Raw genomic sequence first — 17,786 nt, 5'->3', positions numbered from 1 at the left:
GTCCTGTCGCCCAAAAGCACATCATCACCCCCTATTTCATATGTGACCAGAGGTAAATTCAGCGATAAACCCGCAGAAGCGACCTTGAAACCTCAGAAGTTTGTAAAAAGTGACAGGACAGTGATTTTTTGTTCACAAATCACGCAGCTCCCATGTCAGGGGCAAAGGAGGTTTCGAAACGCGCTTCTTTTGGAGAGAGGCAGTTGCGTGGTATGATCAATGCAGGGGGGCTCCCATGCCGCTTTTGGGGATTTGTGTCAGGATTTTCCAAATGCTGCCCAATAAGACGCTTACAGATATGCTTCATTAAATGGTCGTATAGATTTAGACAGGCATCGTTGCGGTGCGAACGGTGCAGACAGGATACAAGGGTACAAAGGTAATGATGATCTGGAGCGAGAGCGAAACGGCAGGCATCACGGTGACCGTGCCCGATCAGGCTGCGCTGCTGGCGGATCTGGAAAAGTGTTTTCAATCCGGGCAGGGGTTTTCGGTGGCAACGCTGAACCTCGATCATGTGGTCAAATTGTCTCGAAACAAGGCTTTTAGAGCCGCATATGGGGATCAGACCCACATCACGGCCGATGGTAATCCAATTGTCTGGCTGTCGCGTCTGGCCGGTCAGGATGTCTCCCTGGTGCCGGGATCGGAACTGATCAGCCCGGTGGCAGATCTGGCGGCGCGGCATCAGGTGCCGGTAGCGCTTTTCGGGGCCACCGACGAGGCGCTTGCGGCTGCTGCGGTTGCGCTGTGCCAGCAGCATCCGGGGCTTGATGTGGTGTTGTGCCGGGCACCGGCCATGGGGTTTGATCCGCTGGCCGATGCGGCGGCGGCGGATATCGCGGCGATTGAAGCCTCGGGCGCGCGTTTGTGTTTTCTGGCTCTTGGGGCTCCAAAACAAGAGATATTCGCGGCCCGTGCCCGGTCAGCCTTGCCCGGTACCGGGTTCGTGTCCATCGGGGCGGGGCTGGATTTCATCGCGGGCACTCAAACCCGCGCGCCCGCCTGGGTGCAGGCGGTGGCGGCGGAGTGGCTCTGGCGTCTGCTGGGCAGTCCCAGACGTCTGGCGGCGCGCTACGGGGCCTGTTTTCTGGTGTTGCCAAAGCTGACCGGCAGAGCTCTGCTGGCCCGGCGTCAGAGCGGGAAGCTGTCATGACCGCCTGGGCTGCCCTGATCATATGGCCAATTGTCTCGTTCGTCTTTTACAACAAGCTGACGGCACCTGTGGCGTTATGCGCGACCATCGTGGGGGGGTATCTGCTTTTACCAACCCGCTTCGGGCTCGACCTGCCGATCCTGCCACCGCTCGACAAGAGAACCATTCCGACGATTGTCGCTTTCATATTCACAGCCGTGGCAATCCGGAAAGACGCCGGGAATATCCAGGTGCTCCCGGGCTGGATTCCGCGCGATCCGGTTGTGCTGGGGCTGCTGATGCTGCTGGTGGTCGGGACCCTCGGATCCGTGTTCACCAACCGCGAAGCTCTGGTCTTTGGCCCCCGGGTCCTGCAGGGCCACAGCCTTTATGACGCCGGGTCGATGCTGCTGGAGATCGGGATGGTGATCGCCCCTCTCTTTCTGGCACGCCGGTTGCTGTCTTTTCCGGACGGGCAGCGCATTCTTCTGACGGCGATCGTGGTCTCTGCCGTGGCCTATTCATTCCTGGCGCTCTACGAGATCCGGATGTCGCCGCAGCTCAACATGATGATCTACGGGTTTTTCCCACACCAGTTTGCGCAGCACATGCGGGGGGGCGGTTTCCGGCCTGTCGTTTTCTTCGGGCACGGGTTGGGACTGTCGCTGTTTTTGACATTCGCGACACTTGCGGCGGCGGGCCTCTTTCGATCCGCCAAAGAGGGGGACCGCATGAAATGGGGTCTGGCGATGGCGTGGCTCTTTGCGGTGATGGTTCTGAGCAAATCGCTGGGCGCGCTGATGATTGCAGTTGTCCTGCTGCCATGCCTGCTGTTCCTCAAGACCCGGATGCAGTTGCTGGTGGCCACCTGTATCGCGGGCATGGTCTTGACCTACCCCGCTTTGCGCGCCGCTGATCAGGTGCCGGTGGACCGGATCATGGCTTTTGCCGAGCAGATCAATCCAAACCGCGCCGCCTCTTTCATGACCCGCCTGGAGAATGAAGAGCTGCTTCTTGAAAGAGCGCGGGAGAAACCGGTGTTCGGCTGGGGTGGCTGGGGGCGTCAGCGGATTTTTGACGAGTTCGGCAACAACCTTTCGGTCACGGACGGGTCCTGGGTCATCGAACTGGGGGCGGGCGGATGGTTCCGCTATATCGGGCTTTTCGGCCTGCTGTGCTGGCCGGTCATCGGTCTGTTTTTGGGGCCGCGTGAAAAGATCGATCCGATCTGTGCCGCCCTGGCGCTTCTGCTCTGTGCCAAACTTGTGGATCTTATTCCCAACTCCGGGATTCCCCCCATAAGCTGGCTGATGGTTGGGGCGCTGATCGGACGACTGGAGATGAAGCGGGGAGCCGTGACCGGTCAACAGATCGTTGAAAAACCAGTGGTCGAGCCGGGCTATGCAAGAAAAACCGGCTCCGCGGATGAGGGCCGGCCGGCCAAAGATCTCAGATATGCCCGCGACTTTTCCCAAAAGAAAGACGAGGCGGAGGGGCCCACGGGGCGCAAGGCTGAACCGAAGGCCCGCCGCAGCATCTTTTACAAACGTCCGAAAACATCGCCGGGGTATCGCAGGTGAAAGACCCTGATGGTGGCGACGGCGCAGACCGTATCGCGGTGATCGTGGTCAATTACGGGACCGCAGATCTTGCAATCGAAGCGGTTGAAAGTGTTCTGGCCCGCCAGCATGGCCACCGGCAAGTGGATGTGCATCTTGTCGATAATGCCTCCCCGAATGGGGATGCCGAAGTGCTGCGCGCAGCCCATGCAGACCGCGATTGGGGTGCGCGGGTCACGTTCTGGCCGGAAACTGAGAACCATGGGTTTGGACGTGGAAATAATGTTGTTCTTGAAGCGCTTGGTGCGCAGGCGACGCCGCCTGACAAGGTTTTTCTGCTCAATCCGGATGCCCGGCTTGAGAATGAAACGATCGACCTCCTTGCCGCCACGCTGGAGGCGGACCCGCAGGCGGCAGCCGTGGGGGCCAGTGTTCTCCGGCCGGACCTGACCCCGGTAACAGCCGCGTTCCGCTTTCCCGGTCCTGTCAATGAGATGGCGCGCATGATCAACCTGAGCCTGCTCAACCGGATCGCACAGGACCGGCTGGTGCCCTTGCCGCCGGATCATCCCGCAGGCCCCGTTGACTGGGTCTCTGGCGCCAGCGTCATGTTTCGTTTCACAGCGCTTCGGGATGTCGGTTTTTTCGACCCGGCGTTTTTCCTCTATTACGAAGAGGTCGACCTGATGCGCCGCCTGCACGAAAAAGGCTGGCACGTCCTCTATGAACCCCGCGCCCGCGTTGTTCACGAGGAGGGGGCGGCCACCGGGCAGTTTGCAGGAAGCGTCGGCCGTCAGCGTGATCCGGCCTACCTGTACCAATCCTGGGCGCATTACTTTGCGCAGGCCTATGGGCGGGCAGGGGCTTTGTCCCTCGCGGTCCTGATGCTTTTTGCGGCCCTGTTGAACATCCTGCACCGACGGCTGCGGGGACGGCCCCCGACCATGCCGCGCAGTTTCATCAGCGACCAGATCCGATACGTGATCCGTCCGCTCGTTTTTCCAGGGTCCGACGCGTGACGCTGGCGGCTGTTGTCATCGGACGTAATGAAGGGGCGCGGCTGATCCGCTGTCTTGCGTCGCTGAAGGGGCATACCGCACCGGTTGTTTATGTCGATTCAGGCTCTACCGATGGGTCTGTGGCTGCTGCGAAGGCGGCAGGCGCTGCCGTGGTTGAACTGGATATGACCCTTCCGTTCACGGCGGCCCGGGCCCGCAATGCCGGTCTGGCGCATCTGCGCGGGCTCAGCGAAGCGGAATATGTTCAGGTCATCGACGGAGATTGCGAATTGCGGGAAGGCTGGACGGAGACGGCCCTGTCCTTTCTGGCAGATCACCCGGATGTGGCCATCATAGCAGGTCGGTTGCGGGAACGCTTTCCCGAGGCAAGCCTGTGGAACCAACTGGCGGATGCGGAGTGGGACACACCCGTCGGAGAGACGGAGGCGGTTGGTGGCATCGCCATTCTGCGCCGCACAGCCGTTGAGGCGGTTGGCGGGTACCGTGACAGCCTGATTGCGGGCGAAGAACCCGAACTCTGCCTGCGGCTGCGCCGGGCGAGTTGGCGGATTTGGCGGTGTGATGCGGAAATGGCCTGGCACGATATTGCGATGACACGGTTTTCCCAGTGGTGGCGCCGCGCGCGCCGGCACGGGCATGCGATTGCCGAAGGGGCCTTTCTGCATGGCAGCGGTCCTGAGGGGTATTGCAGACCCCAGACCCGCCGGGCGCTGATTTGGGGGTTGGGGGTGCCTTTGGCGGCAGGGATAGGCGCCTTGGTTTGGCCTTTTGCAGGTGCGCTATTGCTGGTCTGGCCCGCACAGGTTCTGCGCCTGAAGGCACGCGGAGAAGACTGGATACAGGCGCTGTTCCTGACCTTGGGAAAGCTGCCGGAAGCTCAAGGTGTGCTGGGCTATCACATGGCGCGCCTGAAAGGCGCAGGCCCCCGCATTATCGAATATAAATAGACCCTGAAAAGGGCTTTGGCTCAGGAAACCGCGCCCGGGTCCACATTCAGGAGCTTGTCCCGGAAGGGGCTGTCACCGATCACCTGCGCAACCGCTTCTTCTACCATCTTGGGGTCAAGCCCATCGGATTTTCTGGCTTTGAACAGGGTATTTTGCATGGAACTGATCGATTGGCGGCAGGCTGGCGTCATCTCAAGACCGGCGAACCCGTAAAGCTTCTCCGCCCAGGGCAGCTTGTTGTGCATCACGTCTTCATAGGCCAGCGTGAGATAGCGGTCGGACCCGGACATCTGATCGAGCAGCACTTCATTCATGTACCGCCAGCGCCAGAGTTCCGAGACAACCAGATCGGCCAGCGAATAATGCGAGGGCATCTCCTCCTCACGACCGAAATGCTGCAGAATCCGGATCAGGGAAGGTTGGTTGTCTGCAAAGACCTTTTCGGGGCCGCCGCCAATGCCGGTCACGTATCTGCTCCACCAGGATTGTGCGAACCCCTGGGGGCGCCGGATCACATGCACAACCAGCTGCGTATCGATCAGATCATGCGCCTTGAGAACCCAGGCCGGTGACAGGAGTATCTTGAGCACCGGCAGGGCGCGGGCCTGGGCCGCAGCGTCATAATAAAGTGCCGGGCAGAACCATTCCTCGACCAGCTGGCCTTGGGGTCGGGGCAGAACGCGGGCGCGGAATTTCTGCCGCGACATCAGCGATTGCCCCAGATGGGCCCGCCAGGGTGCGCGAAAATAATCCTTTTCGGTACCAAACCGGTCGCGGGCGCCGTTTGCGCGGATCGTATGGGCAATGGCCTGGCGCCATCTGGCGTCGAAATCACCTGCTCCGGGCTCTGGGAACATGTTGTCGCCAAGGCCGGTAAAGGCGGTGCCGACAAGTTCGTTGGGCTCGTTACGGCAGAAGGTGTTGCGATGATAATCGAAGAGATCGAGGACCATATTTGTTCCTGATCTGCCATGTCCGACAATGACGACGTGTTTTTGGAGTTTCGGTTCAACCATTGTGCACATCACCAGTATTGGACCCGTTTCAGAGCACATACCGGCATCCCGTCAGAATGCAAGGTCTTTGAGAGAGAGGGAAATTTCCGGATCACCCCATGTGCCCGGCCTCATGACCGGGCGCTGGATACAGATTTCATTTACCCGTGCGGGCGGTCAGGTAGGGCATTCACTACACTCTTTCCCGAAAATGCCGTGCACCTTCAATACAGCCCTCTAAGGAGGCTCCCATGGCCATGACCCTTGCTGCTGTGATCGGCGCGCCGCTCTGTCGTGCGCGCCTTCAGGATGATCCTGGCCATCTGGCAAGAGCCCTCTTCGTCACTGCGCCGCATGTAATCCCTGACACGCGCCATCTGGCGCACCCTTTCACGCACGAGGAAACACAATGGATGAGTTTGAAGCCTTCACCAAGGGGCTGACCAGCCCTGCCACGAAACATTTTGCCATCATCCCTGATGACAATACCGATCTGCCGATCCTGCCGCGCGTGATTTACTGTCAGGCCGAAGGCACCATTGTCATTCGTGACAGCGAAGGGGTGTCTTTGCCGTATACGATGATTGCAGGTGATCGCATTGATTTCCGGGGCCTGCGTGTGATGAGCACTGGCACCACGGGTACCTACTATGGTTGGTCCTGATGCCCGGAATAGGCTTTGTCGGACCCGTCGCGGCGCGGCGCCGTAAGAGATCGGGGCAAACCCCCCCTGTCTCCATCTCTGCATCTGTTCCCCCGGCGTCTTCGGCGCTGGTTGTGGGGGATGCGCTGAATGATACAGCGAACTGGGCGGTCTTTACCGATCCGGCGAATTACGCGACCACAGCCCCGGGGCAGACAATTGCCAGCGTTGTTGTCACCTATATCGGTGATACTGCAACCGCTGCAGAGGTCTTTGCCGATGGGGATGTGAACAACTTTGCCCTTACGGTCACGGATACCGGGGGCAATACGCGTATTTTCACCGTCACCCCGCGTATTGTTGTCTATCAGGCTCCCGCCGTGACAGGGGCGCTGGCAGATCAGAGCCTGACCCTTGGCACAGGTGTTCAGACCTATGACGCCTCGGGTGCTTTCACAGGCGACGGGCTGGCCTTTTCGGTCAGTGCCACCCCCGGTGTGTCGATCAATGGCACAACAGCCGTGATCTCCTTTGATACCGATGTCATGACACCCCAGTCCGGGGTGACAATTGTGGTGAGTGCTGCCAATTCAGGGGGCAGCATACAGAGCTCCCTTGAGCTGGAGAGTGTCGCCCCCATTGTCTATACCGCGCAGATTACCGGGCTGACGGCCAATCCCACACATGGCCTGACAGCACAGATCGGGGTGCCACTGACGGGCCTCATTCCCAACCTTCAGGGTGGGGAGACAGTTGTGCACGGCTGGCGTGATGACAGCGGGCTGATCAGCGGCGCGACCGCGGCCAGCTACACGCCTGTCGCCGGACAGGATCTGCAGACCATCCGCTATGCGCCAAACGTCAACGGAGAAGACGTGCTCAGCCCCGGCCACAGGGTCCGTCATGCCCCCCCCGTTGCCGGATCGCTGGCCGCGGTCGTCGAGACCCAAGGCACAGGCACCCCGACGGTCAATCTGGCCGCAGGTTTCACCGGTAGCGATCTGACCTACAGCGAGAATGTCGCCTGGGCTGCGATCACCGGCAGTACGCTGACGATCAACGATGAGCTACGCACAGATACGCTCAGGATCACCGCGACCAATTCGGGTGGATCGGCAGAGGTCGATCTGAGTGTCACGATCACAGCGCCTGTAACAGCTCCGGCGCAGATGAATGCGCCCTCTTTGGTTGTTAACAGTGCCAGCCAGATAACCGCCAGCCTTGCGGCTGATCCGGATGATGGCGGCGCGCCAATTACGCAGCGCGATCTGAGATACCGTGAAAACGGTGGCAGCTGGACAACACAGGCCAACGTCGGGAGCACGGTTTTGCTGACCGGCCTGACCGAAGATACCGATCATGACGTACAGACCCGGGCCCGCAACAGCGTCGGCACCGGCAGTTGGAGCGCCAGCGCATCCGGGCGCACATTGCTTTCCGCGCCGCTGTCGGCCGGAAACCTGACCGATCAGAGCTTCGCGGAAAATACAGGTGCGCAGACCTATGATGTTTCTGGCGATTTCACAGGTCTGAATCTGGTCTATTCGGTCAATGCCATCCCGGGCGTCACGATCGACCAGAACACCGGCCTTGTCACATTCGATACGGATGCAATGAGCATTCAGGCCGATACCGCCATTGTTGTCTCCGCTACCAATGCGCGTGGAACGGCCCAGTCGGGTTTCAGCCTGACAATTGTCGATGTTGTCGAAACGGGTTTTGTCCTGACCGTCGAGACCGCGACGTCCAATGAAACCTTCACGGTGCCATTTCGCAATGCGTCCGCTGGGTTTTACAGCGGCACCATCGAAGACAGCGTGAATGGTGTGCGGCCCTATAACAGCCACAATGATGCAAATCTGAGCATCACATTTCCCACCGCGGGCACCCATACCATCCGGATTTCCGGGACAGCCTTCGGGATGAATTGCTCCGCAAATCCTGCGGATGCGGCCAGGATCAGGACCGTCGAAAATTTCGGACAACTGGGCTGGCGCGACATGGTAAACGCCTTTTCCGGCTGTACCGGCATGACCTCCTTCACGGCAGGTAATACCGACACAAGTGCTGCTCAGAACTGGTTCTCGGCATTCGCGGGCTGCACCTCGATGACAACCTGCGACATTGCGGGCTTTGATTTCTCCGCGGCGACCAATCTCCAGAATACCTGGGGCAACTGTTCTGCTCTGACCGCCTTCGATGCAACCGGTATGGACACGGGCAATGTGACCCGCATGGACGAGGCGTTCCTGGGGTGCGCGGGTCTAGACGGCGCTCTGGACATCTCTGGATTTGACATCAGGTCCCTGGCCTCCCCCAGCGGTGGCGAGCAAAGGGGCATGTTCGACATCGTCATAGGCTTTACGCTTTCGCAAGCGGTCTATGATGCCTGCCTGATCAATTTTGCAGCGCAAACGCCGCTGCCGGCAGGCCCCATTTTCTTTGGGGCAGGTATCGGCACAGATTACACGCGCGGCGGGGCGGCAGAAGCCGCACGTACCGCCCTGATCAATGCAGGCTGGTTCCTGAATGATGCAGGTGTTGGTGTGCCCGCAGCCATGGGCGCGCCGTCGCTTGTTGCCGATAGTTCCACACAAATCACGGTGACGCTTGGCGCGGCTCCGCCGCTCGATGGTTTGCAGATTTCTTCCTATGACCTGCGGTATTCAACGAATCAGGCGATCTGGACCGAAATTGATGATGTCTCCAGCCCGCTTTCCCTTCCAGGACTTTTGGAAGGCACGATCTACTACGTAGAGACGCGGGCCGTGAATTATCTGGGTGAGGGAGCCTGGTCGGCGTCGGCAAGCGTGACCACACAGACGCCAAGTGCCTCATATGTTTTCAGCAACAATATGAATGGCACCGTGACGTTCATGACCGCCGCACCACCCCCATCCCCAATATTTGACGACAACGAAGATGGTACAGTCGAGAGGACCGCATAATGGCCGATTTTATTTTCAAACCGTCTTCGAACGGATCGGGTGTGTTCAGCAATGCGCTTGAGTTTCAGGGGTTCGATCCTGCGGAAACCGTGAATGTCGCTGACGGGACATATGACATCTACCAGAAAGTGGTTTCGGGTTTTGCGGTGACGAAAATCTCCGCAGAGTTTGCCCTTGCAGATGTGGGTGAAGAACCTGTTGTCACGGCAACAGACGGAAACGTCAGCGTGACCATCGCATCGGGTGTTCATGCAGGCACCTATACGCAGCGCGCACCGGATGGCGCGGCCCTGACCGTTGCAATGATCGCGACCTCAGCAACCTGTTTTAAACTGCCAACCATCTCGGGCACAACAAATGCAGGTGATGTGCTGACAGTCACGCCGGGGCTTTGGCTTTACGAAGGATCTGATCCGGGTGATCAAACCTGGCAGCAAAAGCTGGGGGGCGTGGATGTTGCAGGCGGTACCGACCTTACCTATGTCATTCAGCCAGCCGATGATGGCGCTCAGTTTACCGCTGAGGAGCGGTTTGGCGGGGTAACGGTAGAGAGCGGGGCGACCGCGATCGCCTTTGGTCCGGCAACCGTGCCAGCGGCCTTTGCCGATGCGAACTGGTCGGTGGCCACCGGTGGTAATGCAAGCGAGCTGGACATCACCATTGCCAGCCTGCCGGGCAATGGTGGCGCTGCCATCACCGATATTGAATATGACGTTGATGCAAGCGGCGCATGGGTTTCCTTGGGGAGTGCCGCCCCCGGCACAACAACCGTGATCATGGCGGCCCCCGCCACGGTCTGCACGATACGCTTGAGGGCGGTAAACAGTGTGGGCACTGCCGCGGCCGGGAACAGCGAGAGCGCGACATCAGGTGCCGCTTTGACAGGGTTCAACCCCTATACGGATGATACAGCGGCTTATGGCGGTTGGGATGCGTCGGATACAGGCTCCATCACCGGCACAACCCCGCCAACCGCCTGGGCGGATCAGGTCGGATCGCAGATCATGCCCTTCCTGGGGAATCCGGTTTCCGGGGCCAGAACACAGAACGGCCTCAATACCATCGATCTCGACGGCACCAAGGATATGGCCCGTTTCCTCAACACCTTCGCCTTCCCCGGAAGCGGCAGTGGCAATTTCGCCATCCATGGCGCAGTCATGATAGACGCCATCAGCGACACCTTTGATTCACTGCTGGGCATCACCGGCGGGGGAGCAACGATCAACCTGCGCGCCAATAACGGCACCCAATTCGAGGGGCGGCTGGACATGTCCGCATCTGTCGGGACAAGCGGGAACCTGATAGGGGGCCCGTTTTCCGGGCTGGTCGTGTTCTCAATGGTGTTCGATACCTCGGGCGGCCAGTGGGAGGTGCTGATCAATGGTGCCTCGCGCGGCACCGGGCCATTGGCATCGGGTCTCACCGCCGCCACGGGTACCCTGCGTTTCGGCGCGACCCATAACGGTAGCCAGCCGATCGAAGGCGCCCTGTGTGAGCTGATCGTAACAGAGACCCTCACGAATGCCGCCAGCTATCAGACGTATCTAAGCGATAAGTGGACAGCATAATGGCGCAGCTACGTTTCAAGGGTTTTCAAACCGGATCAAGAGTAGATGTCAGCACCTTCAGGGTGGGAGCTAACAGCGGGTCGTTGAATGTGGCCGCCTTCCGAAAACCCTCTGCGGTGGCGGGATTGCCGCGCATTAGTGACGGTTTTGACGGCGATACGCTCACGGTGGATACCAGCGGTCTGACAGGTGTCAGCGCCTACCTGTGGCGGGTCGTCGGAGGGGCGACACAAGGCACGGGTCCGACGCTTGACAGCACAGGTCTGGGGGGTAGCCGCATAGAATGCCTTGTCTCCTGTGATCAGGGGGATGTGGTGTCACCGCCTCTCATGGTCTACAGCACAAGCCATATGGGCATGGCGTCACCGGCTTCGCACATTGCAGATGATGCGGCGGTGGTTGCGCTGATGCCCCATACCGATGCCACGCATATCGCTGTGGCGGATGGTGCCTGGACGGCCCCTGCGACCTGGTTGGGGGGCAGGGTGCCGGGCAATGGGGCCTGTGTGCTGATCCCTCATGGCCGCAGCATCATCTATGACAACAGCATGGCCAATATCCGGCTGGACCGGGTGCGGGTGGATGGCGCTCTGATATGGGCGCTGGATCAATCGACACAGATGCTTGTGGAAACAGTGATTGGCACCCGCGGGTCGTCGATCCGGATCGGCACATCGGCGGGGAGCCTGCCCGCAGCCCATACGGCCGAGATTGTGATCTCGGGCAGGGATTACGCCGAGGGCAGTTTCATTCCCACAAATCTGAACTACGGCAATGACCCGAAACTCTGGGGGCGGGGATTTATCTCGCAGGGCGAATGTCACATGTGGGGCAAGGAGGTCCTGCACGGCAGCTACGCAACAGCAGGTGTTCCAGCGGGGGCCACCTCTCTTACGCTTCAAGAGGTGCCCACCGGATGGCAGGTCGGCGATGTGATTGTCATCGGTTCTACAAAATTTGCGTCCTTTCTTGGCGGCGATCCCTGGGAAAGCCAGGACGAAGAGGTCACGCTGACAGATATCACCGGGAATACGCTGACCTGGACCGGAGGTCTGGGCTACCGGCATGATAACCAGCTGTCTGGCTCAACCTATGTCATCAAGCCCTTTGTCATTCTGAAAGAGGGGCGTAACATCTCGTTGCGTTCAGAGGTCACCGATCCCGGCAAATCACCGCAATTCGGACATCTGACCATCATGCACCACCATGCTGACTGGCAGATGAACTACATTCAGACCATTGGCATGGGGCGCACGAACAAGGCGTTGCCAGCCGGGTTCATCAGCAACGGCCAGTTTCGCGAAGTGGTGGATGCGGATACAATCGGATCGACACCTGCGGATGCCAGCAGCAATGTCAAAGGCCGCTATTCCATTCACTTCCATCACACAACCTACGGGGTGGCGCGGGGCTGTTACACAGGCGGATCCCCGGGCTGGGGGCTGGTGCAGCATTCGACCTTCATGGATGTCATCAAATGCGTGAACTACGATTTCGTGGGCGCGGGGCTTGTGGCAGAGGATGGTGACGAGCTGGGAATATGGGACAGCTGCGTTTCCATGAAAGCGCGCAGCGACGGAAAGCTGAACGGCCTGCGCACTGGCCCCAAAACCGCAGAAGGGCCTTTTGGCGAGGCCAATGACACCTTCAGATACGGGGTTGGGTTCGGCTACCGCAGCCGGGGCATCATCTCTTGCGACAACATTGCGATTGGCGTGCCATTTGGCCATGTGGGTTACTACAGGGAGAACCCTCCCGAGAACTCCGTTGGCGCGCCCTCAGATATAAAACGCGCCAAGACAGAGCTGCGATCCCCACAATTGTCCAATGTCAGCAATGGCGGGGCTTATGGTGTGGAATGGTCTTTCATCGATCACCCGATTTTACATTTCACCGGCAATGTCAGCATGGGCTGCCTGATGGCCGGGCAGATCACCAAGTCAAAAGGCACCCAGCACCACGACATTCAGAACATCCTGCGAGAGACCACGTCGCTGGGCTGTGAAGACGGGTTCTATCTGGAATATATCGGCACTTATGTGAACGAGGATCCGGTCACCGTTGGCCTGAACCGAAATTTCGGTTGGGGCGCGCAGGTGGGCGGCAATACCTATCAGGTAATGGTGCACCGCGCTTTTGTAGAAGGATGTAATGAGGCAATCCGTTTCCATGATGGCCTCGATGCGCAGGCCGCTCATGATCTGTTTGACAATGCCGATGAACCTCGCTGGGGGGCGATCTCGACAGATCACCACAACTCGACAGGCCCCAGTAAGTACGATTTCTCCACTGCGCCAAGCCGTACGAAAACCGGGCCGGAGGTCACCTATGTCGATGAGGATGGGTCGAGCGTGGATTTCACGGCTGATCCGTCCGAGACCTTCCCTTTGGTCATCGGTCTGAATGACCAGTCAACGCTGACCCTGGTCAGTCCCGGAGCCGGTGACGGCTATAAGGTCGACAACCTGTCGAACCGGGGGGTTCTGTCAAAAGACGCGGCAGGGCAGGACAAGGTCTGGCAGGATAGCATCTGGGCCACCAGCAACTTCACGCTGGGGCGGTTTCTGACCCGCCATGGCTTTTGGCGGCACAGCGATGGCAACTACTATGCTGCGGTTTCCACCATCATTTCGGACCGTTTGACGGGGCGCCCGGCAAAGGTTCTGAAACTGTGGCTGCTGGGGTATGCCTCGAACGGTTCCCCCATGACCCTGGCGCAGATCAATGCCACCAGTGGCGCTGCCTGGGCAGATAATGGACCGCTGAACTACAATGCCAACCCGATCACCGCCAATGACATTTACCAGCGGGTCGATGTGGATGGTTCGGTCACCCTCGATGTGGCCGCTCTGTCCGGCGCTGCCGGGACAGGTCACAGCAGCTTCACGCTGGCTGATCTGGACGGGTATGAGGATATGGAAGGGGTGAACAGAGGTCGTGCAACGATTGACGATGCTGCGGCCACGATGCTCACATACACCCCTGTCAAAGGCCGCTCCTTTGCGGATTTCATGTATGTGTTCCTCTACTCGGAAGGTCAGTACAAGACCGTCAAGGTCAACTTCCTTGTGACAGATGCAGACAATGGTGTGACAACACCCGTCGTAGGTACCCATTTTGCGGGCTCCGACAGCGCCACGGCAAATGCGATGGATGTCCGGATGATTGCCAAGCCCGACACATCGGGCCGCCGGATCGTGCGCACCGAGTATTCCACCGATGCCGGCGCAACATGGAAACGCCTGGTGAATGGCTGGCATCCGATGACGGTCACCGTCACGACACGGAGCAACGGGGCTGCCCTTACACCGGGCAGTTACAGTCTCCGCCTGCGTTACAAGACAGATTACGATCATACCATGTCGCCCGCCTCCGCCAGTGATGCCGTGACGGTCAGCTAGGGGATCGGTAAATGACAGCAGCACATATATATTTCGCCTCGATGGTTCTGGGCATGTTGCCTCTGACAGTTGTGCATCTTCTGTGCCGGGAAATCGTTGCGCGCTACCCCGGCATCATGCCGGATACCAAGCAGCGCAACCGGTATCGCTGGGCGGAACTGGCCATGGCGTTCACCTGTCTGGCCATGCTCTGGTACATGTGGGTGATCCTGGATTATATGGTCACCTTCTGCGCCACCACACCCACGCTTGGACTGCTGGCCCATGTGCCCTGGATCGTTGGTACCTACGCCGTTCTGCTGGCCAAGACGCGCCATCTGGGCCGGTTGATCGCGCAGATGCGAACCTTGTGATCCTTCGCTGGCGCTGCGTCCTGATTGGGTGCAGCGCTTGGCGTTTGCGGGGATCATGCCTCCCCGGATCGGCCCGCATCAGACCCCCTGATTGCCGTTTTTTTGCACCACTCTGTCTGGCACACTCTTGTTAAGGGTGGATTTCTGGGCCAGCAGTAGATCACCTGATATACGGATCAGGAACGAATATGGTGACGATGGTGCGTGTTTTCTTGAGCATAAGGTGGATATTCAGTGGCGGGGTGATCCTGCTGGGAGCATTGAACCTTGTTTTCCCCGAACAACTGGTCTCAAGAGCCTACCTGCTGGCGGAGGCTCCGACAGCGAACATCTGGCTGATCCAGGCGCTTGGGGTTGCCCTGATCGGGACCGGCCTTGCACTCCTCACAGACCCGCGGAGCGATACCGCCCCGCCTTCCTGGGCGCTTTTGCTGATCACGGGGGTCACGGTCTGCTATTTTCTGGTGCTCGGTCTGCACCTGCAGGACTGGTGGATCGATGATGCTGGCATCACATTCGCCTATAGTCGCTCGCTGGCGGATGGCTTGGGGCTTGTCGCACAACCCTGGCTGCCTGCTGAGGAAGGGTATTCCAGCTCTACCTGGATGCTGCTGTTGTCATTTGCGGCCCGTCTGGGGGCGGATATTCCGATTGCGGCCAAATACCTCGGCATCGGCTGTTCCGTTCTGTGCATCTGTATCTGTGCCTGGATCGTTGCCCGCGAGACCCGCAGCCCGCTGGCCCTTCTGATCTGCGGGATCGGGATTGCCACCGGACCCACCGTCGTCTGGGCGGTATCGGGGCAGGAACATGCCTTGCAGGCTCTGATTTTGCTTCTGGCCGTATTATGCGTCTACCTTTTCGAGCACTGGCGCTGGCCTGTCGCCGTGATTTTGTCCGTCTTTGTCCTGACCCGTCCCGAAGCCCCGATCATCGTGATCGGTGTCTTTTGTGCGGCGGTCTTTCTGACCCGGCGTAGGGGGGGGCGGTTGATCAACGCTGCGGATATCGCCGTGGCGCTTGTGCCCTTTCTGAGCTTTCTGGCGCTGATCGCCTTCCGCATGGCCTATTTCGGGGACCCGATGCCCAATCCGTTTTATGCCAAATCGTCAGGCACCGGCCTGACCGGCCTGTTCAATCCGCTTGGCGGCGGTTGGGCCTATATTCTGTCAGGTCTGCGCGACACGGCGCTGCTGTCGGTTCTGGGGCTGGCGTTTGTGATCCGGACAAGGCCGTTACCGTCCTGGATCATCGTTGCGATCGCGATCCTTCTGGCCCATGTGTTCTTCGTGATCTGGGCCAAGGGGGACTGGATGGGGCAATACCGCTTCCTGATGCCGGTTCTGCCCATTGCCCTGCTTGTCGCTTCCCTGGGTCTGCGCGGATTGTCTTCTTACGCGGTTCGGGCAGGTTTCAGCACAGTGGCGGTCCTGATTGTGCTGCATACAACCGCCCTGCAACTGGCAGGTTTCAAAGCCAGCCCGACAACACCGCTCGCCGCTGTCGTGGCTGTCGGGAATACCTTTCAGACGTTGTCGGAGCGGCTGGAGATCGAAGACCCGCTGCTGGCGCATCACGATGCGGGCGGGATCGCGTATCACCGGATGATCCGGCTGGCGGATCTGGGCGGCCTGATCAACCGGACGATTGCCAAGAACATGGACGACAAGGCGTTCCTGACCACCTATCTGCTGGAAGATGTGCAACCGGATTTCTTTTTTGGGGGCCGGAATTTCGCCGCGGCATCGGGGTTTTCCGATACAGAGGCCTTTGCTGCGGATTACGCCCCTCTGGAATTTATCGACATGCCCCATATGCGCAGCGATCTGGCATATATACGCCGCAGCCGGGTCAGAGAAGCCCAAGGGGTAGAACCTGTGTATGACGATAAGGGGGCGCTTGCCAGCGTGCGCATCGACATTCAGTAATCGGTTTTCCGGTCCCCGCATTATATGATCCGCTGATCTATCAGTATTTTGATATGTGACGCAAAGCCCCGGTTGGGAGAGAGTATTTTGAGTAAGTCTGTTTTCTTGTTTTCTGTCGTATCGCTGATCGTATTGAGCCTCGCCGTGGTGGCTTTCGCGCTTTCAAGACCTGTCGCACATTGGGATGTCATCACATATGTCGCCTCTGCACTCAAAAGCCTCGGGCTGAGTGGCCAGGAACTGCATCAGAAAACCTATGTGATCATAAAGAACGCCTACGATCCGGCGATATTCGGCATTCTGGCGGGCAGCCCGGAGGCATCCGGGCATGGGGAGTACAGATATACCATCTTCAGTGACCCGATTGCTCTGGAACAGCAATTGCCGTTCTACCGCATCCGGGTGGCCTATATCTTTCTGCTCAATATCCTCGCGCCGGTGACCGGGGGTCTTGTCGGGGCCGCCCAGATCATCAGTGCCTTCAGTGCCGGGCTCATCACATTGGTTACAGGATGGGCATTGATGCAGGGACCCCGGGCCTTGCCGCCGCTGCTGGCTCTGGGGATTGTGCCCGTTCTTGTGGCGGGTGCAGGTGTCATCGGGGCGGGGCAGATGGAAACGCCGGATGCGCTGGCGTCGCTGGTCGCACTTCTGGCGCTTTTGCTGATGCACAGCAACAGGCTGGTTGCCTTCATTCTGCTGGTGCTGCTTGTGCTGATCAGAACCGACGGCGTGCTTCTGACAGGACTGGCGGTGATCCTGCTGCTGGCGGAACGCGAGACCAGGGTCCGCTACTACCTGCTCGCCGGTCTCTCTGTCGCGCTCTATTTTTTCGTCAATCACCATTACGGAAATTACGGCCATCTGACCCTGTTTAACTTCACGCTGATGAACGATGCCCCTGATCCCTATCCGGCGACGATGGCTCTTGAAACCGATGTCGTGGCTTACGTGAAGATATACGTGTTTGCGCTGATCAGATTTGCCCCGACCCTGCTGTTGCCGGGAGTGATCCTTTTGGTGATCGCGGCGGACATCAGGAGAAACAGGCATGTGACGCCCCTTACTGCCCGAGCTATCATTGCCGTTGTTTTTCTGGCCGGGCATTTTCTGCTCTTTCCGTTGGGATCGGACCGGCATTATGTCTTCTCGATCGTCTTTGCGTCTGTTTATGCCGCTCAGACTTTGTTCGGATGGGCGACGCGGGATGAAGCTGTCTGATGAGCATTGAAGACCAAATGTATTTGCCTGTAACACCCATTCAGGCGATTTGCTGAAAATTTGGATGCC

Annotated in this window: 13 protein-coding genes; 12 read left to right on the top strand and 1 reads right to left on the bottom strand. The window is 59.1% G+C overall.

Annotated elements, in window-relative coordinates; translation table 11 throughout:
* Positions 1–382: 382 nt before the first annotated feature.
* The 4 genes from Q0802_RS21930 to Q0802_RS21915 are packed head-to-tail and all read left to right on the top strand — an operon-like array spanning position 383 to position 4,660.
* Positions 383–1,156, top strand: a complete 774-nt coding sequence (locus Q0802_RS21930) for a WecB/TagA/CpsF family glycosyltransferase (protein ID WP_298922023.1) — start codon at positions 383–385, stop codon at positions 1,154–1,156.
* Positions 1,153–2,715, top strand: a complete 1,563-nt coding sequence (locus Q0802_RS21925; protein ID WP_298922022.1) for a hypothetical protein — start codon at positions 1,153–1,155, stop codon at positions 2,713–2,715. The genes Q0802_RS21930 and Q0802_RS21925 overlap by 4 nt, the downstream gene beginning before the upstream one ends.
* Positions 2,712–3,713 carry a glycosyltransferase family 2 protein gene (locus Q0802_RS21920; protein ID WP_298922021.1) on the top strand — a complete coding sequence of 334 codons (1,002 nt, stop codon included), beginning with the start codon at positions 2,712–2,714 and terminating at the stop codon, positions 3,711–3,713. Before Q0802_RS21925 ends, Q0802_RS21920 begins: the two co-directional genes overlap by 4 nt.
* On the top strand, positions 3,710–4,660 hold the full coding sequence (locus Q0802_RS21915) for a glycosyltransferase (RefSeq protein WP_298922020.1): 951 nt from the start codon (positions 3,710–3,712) through the stop codon (positions 4,658–4,660). Before Q0802_RS21920 ends, Q0802_RS21915 begins: the two co-directional genes overlap by 4 nt.
* A gap of 20 nt (positions 4,661–4,680) precedes the next feature.
* Here the strand turns inward: Q0802_RS21915 and Q0802_RS21910 are convergent, their stop codons facing one another.
* Positions 4,681–5,613: a hypothetical protein gene (locus tag Q0802_RS21910; protein ID WP_298922019.1), complete on the bottom strand. Its 933-nt coding sequence runs from the start codon at positions 5,611–5,613 to the stop codon at positions 4,681–4,683.
* Between the two features lie 293 nt (positions 5,614–5,906).
* Between Q0802_RS21910 and Q0802_RS21905 the strand changes: the two genes are divergently transcribed.
* The 8 genes from Q0802_RS21905 (at position 5,907) to Q0802_RS21870 (ending at position 17,717) form a co-directional block, all read left to right on the top strand.
* On the top strand, positions 5,907–6,098 hold the full coding sequence (locus tag Q0802_RS21905; protein ID WP_298922018.1) for a hypothetical protein: 192 nt from the start codon (positions 5,907–5,909) through the stop codon (positions 6,096–6,098).
* On the top strand, positions 6,065–6,319 hold the full coding sequence (locus Q0802_RS21900; protein WP_298922017.1) for a hypothetical protein: 255 nt from the start codon (positions 6,065–6,067) through the stop codon (positions 6,317–6,319). Before Q0802_RS21905 ends, Q0802_RS21900 begins: the two co-directional genes overlap by 34 nt.
* Positions 6,319–9,246, top strand: coding sequence for a BspA family leucine-rich repeat surface protein (locus tag Q0802_RS21895; RefSeq protein WP_298922016.1), 2,928 nt, complete (start codon positions 6,319–6,321; stop codon positions 9,244–9,246). Before Q0802_RS21900 ends, Q0802_RS21895 begins: the two co-directional genes overlap by 1 nt.
* Complete coding sequence (locus tag Q0802_RS21890) at positions 9,246–10,814, top strand: hypothetical protein (protein ID WP_298922015.1); 1,569 nt, start codon at positions 9,246–9,248, stop codon at positions 10,812–10,814. The genes Q0802_RS21895 and Q0802_RS21890 overlap by 1 nt, the downstream gene beginning before the upstream one ends.
* Entirely contained in the window at positions 10,814–14,215 is a 3,402-nt protein-coding gene (locus tag Q0802_RS21885; protein ID WP_298922014.1) for a G8 domain-containing protein, read from the top strand. Before Q0802_RS21890 ends, Q0802_RS21885 begins: the two co-directional genes overlap by 1 nt.
* Positions 14,216–14,226: 11 nt before the next feature.
* The gene (locus Q0802_RS21880; protein WP_298922013.1) at positions 14,227–14,568 is read left to right on the top strand and encodes a hypothetical protein; all 342 of its coding nucleotides are present in this window, start codon (positions 14,227–14,229) and stop codon (positions 14,566–14,568) included.
* A 188-nt stretch (positions 14,569–14,756) separates the two neighbouring features.
* Complete coding sequence (locus Q0802_RS21875) at positions 14,757–16,496, top strand: hypothetical protein (protein ID WP_298922012.1); 1,740 nt, start codon at positions 14,757–14,759, stop codon at positions 16,494–16,496.
* 87 nt (positions 16,497–16,583) lie between these two features.
* Positions 16,584–17,717, top strand: coding sequence for a hypothetical protein (locus tag Q0802_RS21870; protein WP_298922011.1), 1,134 nt, complete (start codon positions 16,584–16,586; stop codon positions 17,715–17,717).
* Positions 17,718–17,786: the final 69 nt, after the last annotated feature.

The sequence above is a fragment of the uncultured Roseobacter sp. genome, from assembly GCF_947495275.1.
Taxonomy (GTDB): Bacteria; Pseudomonadota; Alphaproteobacteria; order Rhodobacterales; family Rhodobacteraceae; genus Roseobacter.
The sequence above is the reverse complement of the archived record's forward strand: the minus strand, read 5'-3'. Positions and strand labels throughout refer to the sequence as shown.